The organism is Dietzia sp. B19, from assembly GCF_014145155.1.
Taxonomy (GTDB): domain Bacteria; phylum Actinomycetota; class Actinomycetes; order Mycobacteriales; family Mycobacteriaceae; genus Dietzia; species Dietzia natronolimnaea.
In genome coordinates this window covers 1-13733 of the sequence record NZ_JAALED010000165.1, presented here as the reverse complement: position 1 = coordinate 13733, position 13733 = coordinate 1, and the positions used below count along the sequence as shown (strand labels likewise).

At 70.1% G+C, this 13733-nt stretch carries 15 protein-coding genes and 2 pseudogenes; 10 read left to right on the top strand and 7 right to left on the bottom strand.

What is annotated here, in order from left to right; genetic code table 11:
- Both G6020_RS05870 and G6020_RS05865 read left to right on the top strand, forming a co-directional pair.
- Window positions 1-354: pseudogene (locus G6020_RS05870) on the top strand (class I SAM-dependent methyltransferase); the annotation flags it as partial.
- Window positions 355-363: 9 nt separating this feature from the next.
- Entirely contained in the window at window positions 364-843 is a 480-nt protein-coding gene (locus G6020_RS05865; protein ID WP_182609972.1) for a nitroreductase family deazaflavin-dependent oxidoreductase, read from the top strand.
- A gap of 6 nt (window positions 844-849) precedes the next feature.
- On the opposite strand, the gene G6020_RS05860 is transcribed toward G6020_RS05865, so the two are convergent.
- Window positions 850-1329: a MaoC family dehydratase gene (locus tag G6020_RS05860; protein WP_179525234.1), complete on the bottom strand. Its 480-nt coding sequence runs from the start codon at window positions 1327-1329 to the stop codon at window positions 850-852.
- A gap of 142 nt (window positions 1330-1471) precedes the next feature.
- Between G6020_RS05860 and G6020_RS05855 the strand changes: the two genes are divergently transcribed.
- The 3 genes from G6020_RS05855 (at window position 1472) to G6020_RS05845 (ending at window position 4841) form a co-directional block, all read left to right on the top strand.
- Window positions 1472-2254, top strand: coding sequence for an acyl-CoA thioesterase domain-containing protein (locus tag G6020_RS05855; protein ID WP_182609971.1), 783 nt, complete (start codon window positions 1472-1474; stop codon window positions 2252-2254).
- A gap of 221 nt (window positions 2255-2475) precedes the next feature.
- Window positions 2476-3822: a CNNM domain-containing protein gene (locus tag G6020_RS05850; protein WP_182609970.1), complete on the top strand. Its 1347-nt coding sequence runs from the start codon at window positions 2476-2478 to the stop codon at window positions 3820-3822.
- Complete coding sequence (locus G6020_RS05845) at window positions 3822-4841, top strand: CNNM domain-containing protein (RefSeq protein ID WP_182609969.1); 1020 nt, start codon at window positions 3822-3824, stop codon at window positions 4839-4841. Before G6020_RS05850 ends, G6020_RS05845 begins: the two co-directional genes overlap by 1 nt.
- A gap of 21 nt (window positions 4842-4862) precedes the next feature.
- Here the strand turns inward: G6020_RS05845 and G6020_RS17510 are convergent, their stop codons facing one another.
- Window positions 4863-5768 (bottom strand): GNAT family N-acetyltransferase, encoded by a 906-nt coding sequence (locus tag G6020_RS17510; RefSeq protein WP_182609968.1) that lies wholly within the window; start codon window positions 5766-5768, stop codon window positions 4863-4865.
- A 127-nt stretch (window positions 5769-5895) separates the two neighbouring features.
- Entirely contained in the window at window positions 5896-6249 is a 354-nt protein-coding gene (locus G6020_RS05835) for a hypothetical protein (protein WP_017837741.1), read from the bottom strand.
- Window positions 6250-6577: 328 nt separating this feature from the next.
- Here G6020_RS05835 and G6020_RS05830 point away from each other — a divergent pair, with 328 nt between their 5' ends.
- A complete protein-coding gene (locus G6020_RS05830; protein ID WP_042329997.1) occupies window positions 6578-7405 on the top strand; it encodes a potassium channel family protein in 828 nt (275 codons plus the stop codon).
- Window positions 7406-7432: 27 nt separating this feature from the next.
- Here the strand turns inward: G6020_RS05830 and G6020_RS05825 are convergent, their stop codons facing one another.
- Entirely contained in the window at window positions 7433-7936 is a 504-nt protein-coding gene (locus G6020_RS05825; RefSeq protein ID WP_017837743.1) for a DUF309 domain-containing protein, read from the bottom strand.
- 114 nt (window positions 7937-8050) lie between these two features.
- Here G6020_RS05825 and G6020_RS05820 point away from each other — a divergent pair, with 114 nt between their 5' ends.
- Complete coding sequence (locus G6020_RS05820; protein ID WP_182609966.1) at window positions 8051-8833, top strand: alpha/beta fold hydrolase; 783 nt, start codon at window positions 8051-8053, stop codon at window positions 8831-8833.
- 254 nt (window positions 8834-9087) lie between these two features.
- Window positions 9088-9468, top strand: a complete 381-nt coding sequence (locus G6020_RS05815) for an SRPBCC family protein (protein ID WP_182609974.1) — start codon at window positions 9088-9090, stop codon at window positions 9466-9468.
- A 525-nt stretch (window positions 9469-9993) separates the two neighbouring features.
- On the opposite strand, the gene G6020_RS05810 is transcribed toward G6020_RS05815, so the two are convergent.
- Window positions 9994-11499 carry an amidase gene (locus tag G6020_RS05810; RefSeq protein WP_182609965.1) on the bottom strand — a complete coding sequence of 502 codons (1506 nt, stop codon included), beginning with the start codon at window positions 11497-11499 and terminating at the stop codon, window positions 9994-9996.
- Between the two features lie 67 nt (window positions 11500-11566).
- Here G6020_RS05810 and G6020_RS05805 point away from each other — a divergent pair, with 67 nt between their 5' ends.
- Window positions 11567-12526, top strand: a complete 960-nt coding sequence (locus G6020_RS05805) for an alpha/beta hydrolase-fold protein (RefSeq protein ID WP_182609964.1) — start codon at window positions 11567-11569, stop codon at window positions 12524-12526.
- A 53-nt stretch (window positions 12527-12579) separates the two neighbouring features.
- Here G6020_RS05805 and G6020_RS05800 read toward each other — a convergent pair whose 3' ends face one another.
- The gene (locus G6020_RS05800) at window positions 12580-13011 is read right to left on the bottom strand and encodes a DoxX family membrane protein (protein ID WP_179526230.1); all 432 of its coding nucleotides are present in this window, start codon (window positions 13009-13011) and stop codon (window positions 12580-12582) included.
- A 108-nt stretch (window positions 13012-13119) separates the two neighbouring features.
- Here G6020_RS05800 and G6020_RS05795 point away from each other — a divergent pair, with 108 nt between their 5' ends.
- Window positions 13120-13560: a MarR family winged helix-turn-helix transcriptional regulator gene (locus tag G6020_RS05795; protein ID WP_182609963.1), complete on the top strand. Its 441-nt coding sequence runs from the start codon at window positions 13120-13122 to the stop codon at window positions 13558-13560.
- A 30-nt stretch (window positions 13561-13590) separates the two neighbouring features.
- Here G6020_RS05795 and G6020_RS16930 read toward each other — a convergent pair.
- Window positions 13591-13733, bottom strand: a pseudogene (locus tag G6020_RS16930) (PaaI family thioesterase); the annotation flags it as partial.

Here is a 13733-nt window from a genome sequence, read left to right as displayed (position 1 = left end):
CCGGCGGTCGTCGAACTCGCCGCGTGGGGCTCGAGGTACGTCTCCGAGGCGGGCCCCGTGGTGCCCTGGTCGGAACTGGTCTCGGCCGTCGACCGCTCTCCGCGGCTGCGTCTGCTGGGGCGGATCGAGGCGACGTCGCACCACGCCGAGACGGTGAGGTTGTGGTCCGAGACGTTCGCCCTCCGGGGGCGGGACGCGGCGGCACTGGGGTTCGACGCCGTGTACCGGCGCATGTGGGCGTTCCATCTCGCGGCGCTCGAGGCCGGGCTGCGCAGGGGGTGGCTCGAGTCCGTCCAGGTGGTCGCCACGGCGAAAAGCACCCTGACCCACCGTGATGGTCCGCCCACGTCCTAGGGTTCGTTCATGAGCAACTTTCTCACCCCGATCGCGATCTGGTTCGGACGTCAGGACGCGACGCGGGAGAACTCCCACCTCGTGGTGACGGTCGACAAGTGGATGAACAGGATCTCCGGTGGCCGCGTCCCGCTGCTCCGGGTGGCGGGGCTGCCCACGCTCACGTTGCACGTCCCGGGCAGGAAGTCCGGTGAGCCGCGCGACACCCCGCTGCTGTTCGCATCGTGGCGCAACGGCCTGGTGGTCGTCGGCTCCAACTGGGGGGGAGAGAAGGCTCCTGCGTGGGTGCACAACCTCCGCGCGGCGGGGGAGGGCGAGGTCGACGTGTCGGTCTACGGCGCCAGGCTCACCGTGGACGTGCGGGAGGTGGCCGAGGACGAGCGGGCGTCGGCCTGGGACGCCGCCGTGAAGGTGTGGCCGAACTACGAGATCTACGCCACCCGCACGACCAGGCACCTGCCTCTCTTCCACCTCACGCCCAGGCTCTGAGACGGCTCAGCGGCGGGCGACCATATTGAGCGCCGTGGCGGTGAGGACCGGTTCGTCGTCCTGGTTGACCAGCGTCACATCCGTGGTGAGCACCCCGCGGTCAGGCTTGCTCCTGGAGGGGCGGACACCGGTCGTCTCGCAGATCAGGGTGAGACGGTCGCCGGGTCGCAGCGGCCGGACCCAGCGGAGCTCGTCGATCCCGGGGGACGCCAGGCTCGCGACAGCGGTGAGGTAGTTGTCGGCGAACAGGCGCATCATGAGCGCCGCGGTCTGCCAGCCGCTCGCGATCAGTCCTCCGAACGGGCCGTGAGCGGCCGCCTCAGGATCAGTGTGGATGCTCTGCGGGTCATACCTGCGGGCGAACTCCATGATCTCCTCGGCGTCCACCGACTCCTCACCGAAGCGGTACGTGCGTCCTTCCTGATAGTCGTCGAGGTACCTGTCGTCGACAGGGGTGTCGAAGGTGTCGTACTGCTCGGCGGTCATCTGTCACTCCTGGGCGCAGGGTCGGGCTCGTGCTTCCGGATCAGAGTCAACCGCACGCGGGTGATGGTGGGTGCCGATTCACGGTCGGTCCCCTCATCACGTGGTAGTCAGTTAGTGACAGTTCACTCGATGGGGGGCATGCGTGGCGTACTTCGAGCGACTCGGTGACCGATGGTTCGACCCGACCTCACACACCACCGGGGCCTGGGATCCGGCGGTGCAGCACATCGGCCCGTCGTTCGGGTTGCTCGTGCACGAGGTGGAGGGTGATCTACGACGTCGGCGGGACGATCCCATGGTGATCTCGCGCCTGACCCACGAGATCCTCGGCACCGTGCCCATGGACCCGGTCGCGGTGGACGTGCAGGTGGTCAGACCGGGGCGCACCATCGAGCTCGTGGAGGCCACGTACGGACTCGCGGATCGCGTGGGAGTGCGCCTGCGCGCCTGGCTGCAGCAACCGAGAGACACCACGGAGCTCGAGGCCGTCGGCCTCGACCCGATCCCGGGACCGACCGACATGCCGCAGTGGGACCCCACCTCGGTCTGGCAGGGCGGGTACCTGGCGTCCGCGGAGGTCCGCCGGGACTCGGTCGGGCCGGGGAGGGCTCGCTACTGGGTGCGCACCGACGTCCCGCTGGTCGCAGGCGAGTCGGTGGGCGGGCTGGCCCGGTCGGCAGCACTGTTCGACATCGCCAACGGAATGGCGGTCCGCGCGGCTCCCGAGGACGTGCAGTTCCCCAACATCGACCTCACCGCCCACCTCTTCCGCGAGCCACGAGGGGAGTGGGTCGGGTTCGACACCCGGGTGAGCTTCGGTCCGGGCGGGCTCGGGCTCACCTCGAGCACCCTGCACGACGAGTCGGGCCCGATCGGTACCCTCGCGCAGACCCTCACCGTCCGCCCCGTCACCCCGGGACGGTGACCGCGGCCGGGGAGTCGTGGTCCCGGGGGGCGGACTGCGTCATACTCGGGGAGTCATCCACATCGACACACGAAACGGAGTGTGTGAGAGGCCCTGATGGGTACCCCCTCTGAAAGGACCGGGTCGGACGACGACCCGGGACCTAGTCGCCCTCCTCGTTCTTCTCAGGTCCACGGCGCTCGAGTGCCGACACGGCGTCTCCCGAGGGGGGAGGTGGCCCCGTGGTCCTGACCCTTCTGATGTTGTTGCTGGGGATCCTCGCGATCCTGGCCATCATCGCCGCGAACGGCTACTTCGTGGCACAGGAATTCGCCTACATGTCCGTGGACAGGAACAGGCTCAAGGCACTGTCCGAGGCGGGAGACGTCGCCGCCCAGCGGGCACTGAGGGTCACGCAACGGACGTCCTTCATGCTGTCGGGTGCCCAGTTGGGCATCACGGTCACCGGCCTGCTGGTCGGGTACGTGGCCGAACCGCTGGTCGGCGAATCGCTGGGGACCCTCCTGGGCGGGGTCGGAGTCCCCGCGGCGGTGAGCGTCACGGTGGGCACCGTCCTGGCGTTGGTGGCCGCGACCGTCGTGCAGATGATCTTCGGCGAGTTGTATCCCAAGAACCTGGCGATCGCGAGCCCGGAGCCCCTGGCCCGCGGTCTGGCGCGGTCCACCACCCTCTACCTGACCGTGTTCGGCTGGCTCATCGTGGTGTTCGACCGGGCGGCGAACCTGCTGCTCAGGGTGGTCGGGGTCACACCCGTCCACGATCTGGACTCCACGGCCACCGCCGAGGATCTCGAGCGAATCGTGGCGGACGCCCGGGAGAGCGGCGATCTGCCCGAGAACCTGTCCGTCCTCATCGACCGGATCCTGGACTTCCCGGATCGCACCGTCGAGCACGCGATGATCCCGCGTCCCCAGACCAGCGTGGTGGGCCCGGATGACACCGTCGGAGAGGTCCGGACGTTGATGGCCTCGGGACACACGAGGTATCCGGTGGTCTCGGAGACTCTGGAGCCGCTGGGGGTCGTTCAGTTGGCCGACCTCCTCCGCGTGGGAGCGAAGGTCGACACCCCGGTCTCGGAGATCATGCGCCCACCGGTGGTCCTGCCCTCGTTGATGTCCCTGCCCCATGCGCTGTCGACGCTGACCCGGTCGAAGACGCAGCTCGCGGCGGTGGTCGACGAGTACGGGGGCTTCGCGGGCGTGGACGAGGGGATCTGGCGGATGGACGGTGACGTCCACGTCGACGAGGCCGAGAGATCGCTCGGTCATGAGCTTCCGCACGGAGATTACGAGACCATGGCGGGGTTGACCATCTCCGCGCACGGCGAACTCCCGGAAGTGGGTCAGACCGTGCGGGTCGAACTGCCGATCGAGCCCCGGGAACTGATCGCCGAGACACCGCTTCAGTTAGCCCTGGAGATCGAGGTCCTCAAGGTGCCCCGGCTGGTCCCCGGCGAACTGCTGGTCCGGTTGGTGGACTCCCAGGAGGAGCACCCGGGGCGTCCCGGGGACGACGGACACCCCGCGACGGGACACGGGCTCGAGCCGGGACGGGGGGAGGAGCGGTGATGGACAATCCGCTCGTCGTCGCCGCGATCACCGTGGCGTTGATCGTCCTGAGCGCCTTCTTCGTGGTGATCGAGTTCGCGCTTCTCGGGGCTCGTCAGCACCGGCTCGAAAAGGACGCGGAGAGGAGCGCCTCGGCGCGGGCCGCCCTGCGGGGGATCAACGAGCTGACCGTCATGCTCGCGGGTGCCCAGTTGGGGATCACCGCCTGCACCTTCGCGCTGGGCGCGGTCACCAAGCCGGCCGTCGACGCCTGGCTCGGGCCTGTCCTCGCCTCCCTGGGCGCGCCGGTACAGGTGGCCGGGGGCGCCGCGTTCGCGCTGTCACTGCTGTTCGTGACGTTCCTCCACCTGGTGGTGGGGGAGATGGCCCCCAAGTCGTGGGCCATCGCGCATCCGGAGTTCTCCGCCAAGTTCATCGGGATTCCCTCCCGGGGCTTCATCTGGGTCTTCCGGCCGCTCCTGCGGTGGGTGAACGAGGTCGCCAACCGACTGGTCTCCGCCAGCGGTGTCACCCCGGTCGAGAGGGCCGCGGTGGGAGGTCAGGATGCCGCCACGATCCGGCAACTCGTCGAGCATTCGGCGTCGGTCGGCGCCCTGGACGAGACGTTCAGTTCCCCGCTGACCGGAGCGCTCGGCCTCGATCAGCTGACGGTGGGGTCACTCGTCGACACCGACAGGGCACCCACCGCGGTGGCCGCGGAGGCCACCGTGGCGCAGGTCCAGGAGGCCGCGGCTCGGACGGGACACATGCGCATCCTCCTCCTCGAAGGGGATTCCACTCCGGCGGTGGTGCATGTGCGCGACACGCTGATGGAGCAGGAGGGCCACCCGGCGCGGGACCTGGCCAGGCCGGTGATGCTGCTCGACACCCGGACGCCGGTGTACGAGGCGCTCGCGGTGTCGCGGGAGCGGAGCGAGCAACTCGCCGCGGTCATGGATCACGACCGGTTCGTCGGCGTGATCACGATCTCGGACATCCTGCGCCACATCCTTCCCGAGGAGTCCGGAACCGTCGGCTGACGCGGCGTGAACCCTCAGGGGTCAGAGCTGTCGCAGGTAGCACCGCATCCCGGAGCCGGTGTCCGGGTCGTGGTCGGAGAAGCCGTGACGTTCGTAGAACCGCCGGGCGCCGAGATCGTCCGAGTCCACGTTGATGAGTATCTCCTCGCAGCCGCGCCGTCGGGCCTCGGACACCGACCGGTGCAGGACCCCGGTTCCGATGCCGGCGGCCCTGAGGTCCGGACGAACGTAGAGGTCCTCGAGCTGGGCCAGGGGACCGTCCCAGTACGGGGTCGGGCGAAGGGTGAGAAAGGCGAAGCCGACATCGGTCCCGGCCCCGCGGCCCCGGGGGAGTCCGGCGACGACGGCGAGGACGTCCTCGCGCTCGAGGAGTCGCTCGAACCGTGTCGCCGCCTCTGCCGCGCTGGGGGTGGCGCAGTCGAACTCGGTGTTGAAGTCGTGGAGCAGGCGCCCGAGTGAGGTCGCGTCCGCCGGACCCGCCACGCGGATGTCCACCTGCGCGGCGGGACGCGCAGAAGACGGGGGGACCGGAATACGTTCCCCCTCGAGGAGGCCCTTGAGCCGATCCAGGTCGGCTGCCACGGTGGCGGCGTCCTGCTCGAACTCGTCGTCGTCGTCGGAGAGCTGACGGACGGTCATGACCACCTCCGCGCCGTCCGGATGGGGCAGGACCCGGAGCGGATTGTGGACCGTCGCGCCGTCGGGCAGGGTGACCTCGTGGTCCAGGACCCCGAAGTCGTTCCTGGGGACGAATCGGACGCTCACCCTCCCCATGGGGGAGTCGACGACCAGGGTGTCGCCGTCCACGGAGGCCTGCGCGGTGGCCAGCCCAGACGCCCAGGTGGCGAGCTTCGTGTGGTCGGAGGCGAGGTCGTAGACATCCGCCGGGGAGCGGTGGATCACCGTGCTGACGTGGCGCGTGCGCATCTCGTCAGTGTCCGTCACTCGCCGGCACTGCGCCAGGGGTACGGCGTCAGGGGTTCGGCGCCGGGGGTTCGGCGACAGAGCTCCCGCGTCGGGACACCGTCTCCGGGACACCGCGGTCGGGATCGGCTCAGGCAGAGGGCGGATCGGTGTGGCTGCCCGTTCCCTCGATGCCGGTGACGGTGGTGAGGAGGAAGACCGAGTCCTCCAGGGCCGTGACGGCGTGCCGGTGGTGGGTGAGGGCGTGGAGTTCGCCGGCGCCGATGTCGACCGTGGTCTCGCCGGTCACCCGCACCGCCCCCCGGAGCAGGTAGAGGCTCGCTGCCGGGGGAGAGTTGTGCTCCTCGAGTTCGGTGCCCGCCGTCAGGGCCAACAGCGACTGGCGGAGAGGTCCTTCGTGGACGATGATCTCGGCGTGTCGGCCGTGCGGGGCGTCCGCAGCTCGGGCGAGTATGCGATCGGCGGTGTCGTTGACAGTGGTCATGGGTCGATCTCCCAGCCTTGACGGGTGCGTGCCCCTGACGCTACGCGCATCACCGGGCCCCGGACCCGTGGAGACGGAAGCGTGTGGCGCGGATCCCGCGCACGGCCACACCCGGTGGCGTCCGGCCCGTCGGCTCGGGCCGCCCATGCACCCGAGACGCTGCCCGCCAGGCGAAGGGATAGCATCCGAGCACGGCGCGCGGTGCCGAGGCGGCGTGAGGACGACCCTCGACGTCCGCCGGGTGGGGCCACCCTGTGCCACCCATGACTGCGGCCCGCCGCCGCCCGTTCACACCGTGGTCGGCGCCGGGATCATCGCTCTCGGCCTGATGGACGTGTTTCGCGCGCTGATGCACTCACGCAGCGAGGCGGCACTCAGCAAGGTGGTGTTCTCCGCACTGTGGGCGGTCTCCCGGCGGTTCGGGCACCGTCTGGGCTCGATCGTGGGCCCCGCGGGGATGGTGGTCACTGTCCTGGTCTGGGTGTTGCTGCAGGCAGTGGGGTGGGCGCTGGTCTACCTCCCGCACGTCCCGGACGGATTCGACTACTCCTCCGGAATCGACCCCGGTCGATACCCGGTCGCCGCCGAGGCGCTCTACGTGTCCCTCGTGACCCTGGCCACCCTGGGGTTCGGGGACGTGGTGGCCACGGAACCTCTCATCCGCGTTCTGGCCCCGGTGGAGGCACTGACGGGGTTCGCGCTGCTGACCGCGTCCCTCACCTGGTTCATGCAGATCTATCCGCCGCTCTCGCGTCGTAGCGCACTGGCCCTGCGGCTCCACGGATTGGCGGAAGCAGACTTCGCCGCGGCGGTTCGAGACCTCTCCCCGGACACCATCTCGCGGGTGACGGAGGGCCTCGCCACGGAGATCAACGTCGTGACCGTGGATCTGACACAGCATTCGGAGACCTACTATTTCCAGGAGGCCAATCCCTACCAGGCGTTGTCCCGCCAGGTGCACTACGCGCTGGAGCTGTGTGATGCCGTCGCGGAGGTCGACACCGTGGAGGCGCGTGTCGGGGCTCGTACCTTGTCGGCGTCGCTGGACCGCCTCGCGGTGCCACTCAGACAATTCACCGGCCGGGAGGGGGACGCCGGAGTCCGAGAGGTCCTCGCCGCGTACTCCGCGGATCACCAGCGGGCCGCGCGCGGCTGAAAGGCCGTCCCGAACGGTGACGAGGCCCTAGCGCGGACGTGGCCCGTGCTTCAGATGCGGTCTCAGTCGAGGGGGAGCGGGGACTGTCCCTCGGCGGAGTTCGGTGATGAGGTCGCTGGCATGGGTGACCAATCCGGCGGCATCGATCCCGTGGGGTGCCGGGCCGTCCCGGCCACCGATACGGTCGGCCGCACGCTCGAGTAGCGCCAGGGCCCCCGTGGTGTTGCCACGCTGGATGTGGGTGATGCCCACTGCCAGCTGGGCGAGGCCCTGCCAGAGCTCCCGCTCGTCGGCGGGGGAGCTCTTCCACGCGCCTTCCAGCACCTCGTGCGCGTGGAAGGCGAGGCCGCGGTCCAGCAGGTCCTGCGCCCACGCCAGCGATTCGTCGGGGGGCAGGTCCAGGTCGTCGGGAATGCGCTCGACTCCGACGCTCCCCGGTGGCAGAGGTCGGCCGAGTTCGTCGCGGGGACGCGCGTTGCGCGCGCGGCCGTCCTCGTCACGATCGCGGTCGATGCCGTCCGGGGTGCGCATCTCTCGATCGTCCCATCCGTCGTCGCCGGTCTGCCACCTCGGACCCGGGCACCGGGCCCCGATCGTGGCACGTTGCCCGCGACCTGTCCGCCGCGCACTCCGTAGGCTTGACTGATGACGTTGCATCATGTTCGACGCGGTCAGGGCAGTCCACTACTTCTCGTACACGGCCTCGGCGCGGGGTGGCGATCGTGGGAGCCCATCATCGACGACCTGGCCGCGAGCCGGGAGATCATCGCGGTCGACCTGCCTGGGTTCGGCGAGTCCCCTCCGCTCGACGGTGAGGTCTCCATAGCGACGTTGACCGACGCGGTCGCCCGGTTCATCGACGAGTCGGGTCTGCACGGGGTCTCCACGGCCGGGCAGTCGATGGGTGGGCGGATCGTGCTCGAGCTGGCCCGGCGCGGCGTCGGTGGTGACACCGTGGCGTTGGACCCCGGTGGATTCTGGAGCGATCGTGAGCTGGCGATCTTCAGCGCCACCCTGCGACCGTCGATCGCCCTGGTCAGCGCACTGCGCGGAGCGCTTCCGGTTCTGCTGGGTAATCCGGTGAGTCGGACCGCGCTGCTGGCGCAGCTCTCCGTGCGCCCCTGGGCCCTGCCGGCGCGGACCGTGCTGCCCGACGTGGCGGGACTGGCCGACGCGCCTGCGACGGGCGCGGCGATGGACGCGCTGACGAAGGGCCCGAAGCAGCAGGGCGCCCCCGCGGGCTCGGTCCCGGGACGGGTCACCATCGGTTGGGGTCGCCGCGATCTGGTGACGCTTCCGGCCCAGGCTCACCGAGCCGCGCGCGCGTTCCCCGACGCCACACTGCACTGGTTCGATCGGTGCGGCCACTTCCCGCAATGGGACGCGCCCCGGGAAGCGGTTCGGCTCATCCTGGACCGGACCAGCTGACTCGGCGGGTTCCGCTGGGGTGTGGTGGTGACCACCGTCGACGGTTGCGCCTGCGCGGTGCTCTGCCACCATGGGATGATGATCCGTCGCGTCCGCGAACAGGGGAGTCCGCTGTCGCCGGGGTGGAGCGGCCCACCGCGAGAAGTTGGCGGACAGGGCCGGGAGCTGAGGGGCCGAGCGGGACGATGACACACCTCGCATCCGCCACGTGGCTGAGTTCGATGATCAGAGTCCGCACGACGCTTCGGCGCGGTATGTGGACGACCGAACTGCGGATGAACGTGGACCCGGACACCGTGTGGACGGTCATCACCGATGTGAAGTGTTGGCCGCGATGGGGGCCCACCGTCTCGGATGCCCGGGTCGACGGCGACTCCAGCTTGACGGCCGGTGCGCGGGGGACGGTCACGACCGTGGCGGGCCTGTCCCTGCCGTTCGAGATCACCGACTTCGTGGATCGGCGACTGTGGGCGTGGAGGGTGGCCGGTGTGAATGCGACCCGGCACGAGGTCATCGGAGTGCCGGGCGGGTGTGTCGTCAGCTTCGGGGCCCCGGTCTGGGCGGCGGGATACCTACCGGTGCTGGCTCTCGCGTTGCCGCGGATCGAACGGATCGCGGTCGAACGAGCTCACTGAGACGGGTCGGCGCCGGTGGGGGCGTGATGTGAGCACGAGGCCGTGAGCATCTGACCGATGGGCTGCAGAGATCCTCACGCAGCAGGTCGGGGTTTTGACTTTACATAATGTAGATTATCGGCACTTAACCATAAGGCTGATAGCAGTGGGCCCTGCAGCGATGCTGTCGATCGTGCCGCCCGGTTGTCGGGCCCGGCGCCGCGTGCTTCTGTCGGGCTGTTCCGGGTCGCCCCGCTCATCGGCTGAGGTCGCCACCATATCGACGCTGTCTCCGCCCATGTCGTTCGCGACGGCCGACTCCGTCGTGGGGTGACGCCCTGTGGGCGGCCTGGCCCCGAGGTGTCACCCGGTACCGCCGGGCGTGGACTCTGGCGGGCGGAACCAGTCAGACGGGTGGAACCCGACCTGACGGGTTAATCGCCGGCTCTTCGGGGCGACACCGGGGCGGCTGGCTGGCTGCGCTCACAACGTCACAGTGACGTTTCCAGGGGCACTCCCCGGTGTTGCCGGGTGACGTTCCCCGAGCTATCGAGGTCGCCCCGCGCCGGCGGGTACGGGCGGCCGCCGGTGATCCCACGGCACCGCCTGCTCAAGCTGACCGGCGAGGCGCAGGAGCATGGATTCACCCCCGAGCTGTGAGATGAACTGCACCCCCATGGGCACGCCCTCCGGTGTCCGGTGCAGAGGCAGCGAGAGCGCCGGTCGGCCGGTGAGATTGGCCAGCTGGGTGTACGGGATCCAGTTGAGGTTGTTGTCGATCATCGATTCCACGAGCCCCGAGCGTCGCAGCAGGCCGGCTGTCCGGGTCTTGAGTAGCCCGGTCGCCGCACGGTGTGCCAGTCGAGGGGTGTCCAGCGCGCCGATACGCGGCGGCAGGTCGGCCAGCGTGGGCGTGACCAGGAGGTCGTAGCCGTCGAAGAAGGCCGACAACCGCCGCACGTGCTCGTGTCGACGCATCACCGTGTCGACGTACTCGACACTGCTGTGCGCTCGTCCGAGGGCCGCCATGATCTGCGTGTCGAGCTCGAAGTCACCGTCCCGGCACCCCGTGCGCCGCTTGGCGTCGTCGACCTGCCACGCCAGGACCACGAACCAGGTGGCGAGGAAGTCGCGGGCCAACGCCAGGTCGTCGACCGGTTGCTCGGTGAGCAACTCCACGTCATGACCGAGGTCGGACAGCGTCCGTGCGGCCGCCTCCACCGACGCCAAGGCCTCCGGGTGGGGCTCGGAGTTGATCGAGGATGCGGTGCACACACCGATCCGCAGCCGTCCCGGATCCTGACCGACCTGGGAGAGGAAGCTCTCGGTGGGCACCCCGGGAACGTAGGGTCCGCTCGGCTCCCCTCCCGCCAACACGTCCAGCATCGCCGCGGAGTCGCGGACGGAGCGCGAGATCACGCCGTTCGTCGCCGCACCGTGCATCGCCTCCCCGAGCGACGGCCCCATGGGGACCAGGCCGCGGCCCGGTTTGAGTCCGACCAGCCCGCAGCAGGCGGCCGGGATGCGGATCGAACCGCCGCCGTCGCTGGCCCCCGCCACGGGGACGACACCGGCCGCGACCGCCGCGGCTGACCCTCCCGAGGAACCTCCGGGCGTCCTGCTCGCATCCCACGGGTTGCGGGCGGGACCGAAGAGGTCCGGTTCGGTGATGCCCTTCGCGCCGAACTCCGGGGTGTTGGTCTTGCCGAAGATGACGAGACCCGAGTCGAGCCAGCGCTGTACCACTGTCGAATGCTCGGCCGCCGGGATACGGGACAGGGGCCGCGAGCCTCCGCTGGTCGGCACCCCGCGGTAGTCCTGACCGAGGTCCTTGATGAGGAAGGGAACGCCGGCGAAGGGGCCGTCGAGCGGCCCCGCCACCCGTTCCCGGGCCCGGTCGTCCATCCGCTGGACGATGGCGTTGAGGTGCGGATTGACGGCGTCCGCCTGCTGTAACGCGACCTCGAGCAACTCGCCCGCGGTCACCTCTCCCGACCTGACCGAGTCGGCCAGGCCCAGGGCGTCGTGGCGACGATACTCATCGATGTGCATGGATTGTGAGTGTACTCAGAGGCCGTCCGCCTGGGCGGGTGAGCGCGAGATGCGCCAGACTCGGGGCATGACGGAGTCGACGTTCCCCCGACCCCTCCGGGCCGTGGCGTGCCTCGTGCTCACGATCGCGATGGGCGCGTGTGCAGGACAGTCCGGGGATCGCTCCCCGCCCGCGTCGATCCCGACGGATGAGTCGCGGGATCTGACCAGCCACTCGACAGTGCTGGACGACCTCACCCGGAACTGGACCGTCTACCGCCCCCCGGCGGCGGAGGACCCCTCGGCGCCCGTACTGCTCGTCATCCACGGGACCGGGGACACCGGCTCGGGGATCCGCAACGGGATAGGTCCTGACCTGGAGCGCCTGGCCGACGACGAGGGCTTCGCGATCGTCTACGTCGACGGCCACGAGAACAACTGGAACGAGTGCCGGAGGGAGGGCGACTGGCCCGCCAAGGAGGACGACCTCGACGACGTGGGGCTCTTCCGGCAGGCCGCCGGGTCGCTCGGGACGACCGGCCCGGTCTACGCGGTGGGCTTCTCCTCCGGCGGACACATGGCCATGCGACTCGCCCTCGAGGCGCCGGACCTCGTCGACGGGGTCGCGGCGGTGGCCGCCAATCCCCCGACCCGGGAGAACCTGGGCTGTGGGGTCGATGGCGAGCCGGTTCCGATCATGTTTGTCCAAGGGCGTCAGGACCCGATCAACCCGATCGACGGTGGTGAGGTCCGCGTGGGATCGGGCCTCGCCGCGCAGTCGCGGGGCGAGGTGCTGTCCGCCGTGGACGGCGCGGAGTGGTTCGCCCGACACAACGGGGTCGCGGTCGACGGGTCGTCCCCGTCGGTTAGTCGTGAGGGCGACGCCGAGACGATCACCTGGGAAGGCCCGGATCCCGTGCGGCTGGTGATGGTGGACCGGGTCGGCCACTCCTTCCCCACCCTGTCCGGCAGGTGGGGCCGCGACGGTGGGGCCCGGTACGACGCGCCCGGCGAGATCTGGCGGTTCTTCTCCCCCGGCCCGCCGTGACGCCCGGAAGACCCGGCTCACCCGGGCCGCACTGAGCGTGTCGGTGCCGGTGGTCAGCCGCGTCGGCCGCGCCACGCTCTCCACGCCCCGGTGGACCACAGTGCCCACGCCACCAGAAGGGGCTGGAAGAACAGTCGGATGAGGCGGGCGCGGTCGGTGTCCAGTCCGAAGGCGGCCGTGCCGGTGACGTACTGCGAGATGTTGCCGGGGAAGATCGCGACGAAGAAGCCGGCGGTGACCCACCCCACGGCGGGCCGGAATCTCGTCGGCGCCAGGATGAGGGCGGCGCCCAGTCCTATCTCGACGACACCGGAGGCCAGCACCACGAAGTCCGGGTCCAGGGGCACCCAGGTGGGCACCTGGGCCTGGAACTCCTGCCGCATGGTGGTCAGGTGTCCCACGCCGGCGCCCAGCAGTGCGGCGCCGAGGGTCCAGCGTCCCAGGTGACGGATCACCTCGCCGGCCCGGCCCGGGCGTCGTGTCATCCGGGTGCCGGTGCGTCCGGCCGGTCGCGTACCTGGGGTGTGCTCCATGACAGAAGTATTGCGCACAACTCAATTGTGCGCAATCGAATTCTGCGGGACAATGGGGAGATGAACGCCGATCTCCGCCTCGACCAGCAGGTCTGCTTTGCCCTCTACGCCGCTTCCAGGGCGTCGACAGCGGCCTATCGGGAGGCCCTGGCCTCGGCCGGGCTCACCTATCCCCAGTATCTGGTGATGCTCGCCCTGTGGGAGGAGGACGGTCTGACGATCCGACAGCTGGGCGACCGGATGCTCCTGGACTCCGGCACCCTCTCCCCGCTGATCTCGCGGATGGAGGCCGCCGGACTGGTGTCGCGTCACCGGGCGGGCGGGGACGCCCGGAGTGTGACCGTCGTGCTGACCGACGCCGGGCACGCCCTCCGCGACGAGGCGGGCCGCATCCAGTGCTCCCTGTTGGAGAAGCTGGACCTGCCGGCGGAGGACCTCCTCGAGCTGCGTCGACTGGCGCGGAATGTCGTGGCGGCGCTGGAGCGTGCCGACGCGACGTGAGTCCGGGGCGCCGCCGGGCCCCGGGTGGGGTCAGCTGTGCCGAGCCGGATCCGGCCGCGGAACGTTCTGCAGCCTGAGTTGGCCCCTCGCGAGTACCGTGCCGCTCTCGGACTGGCGGATCACCACGTCCCACAGCTGCTGACCGCGCCCCTGGAACAACGCTTCCGCGCTCA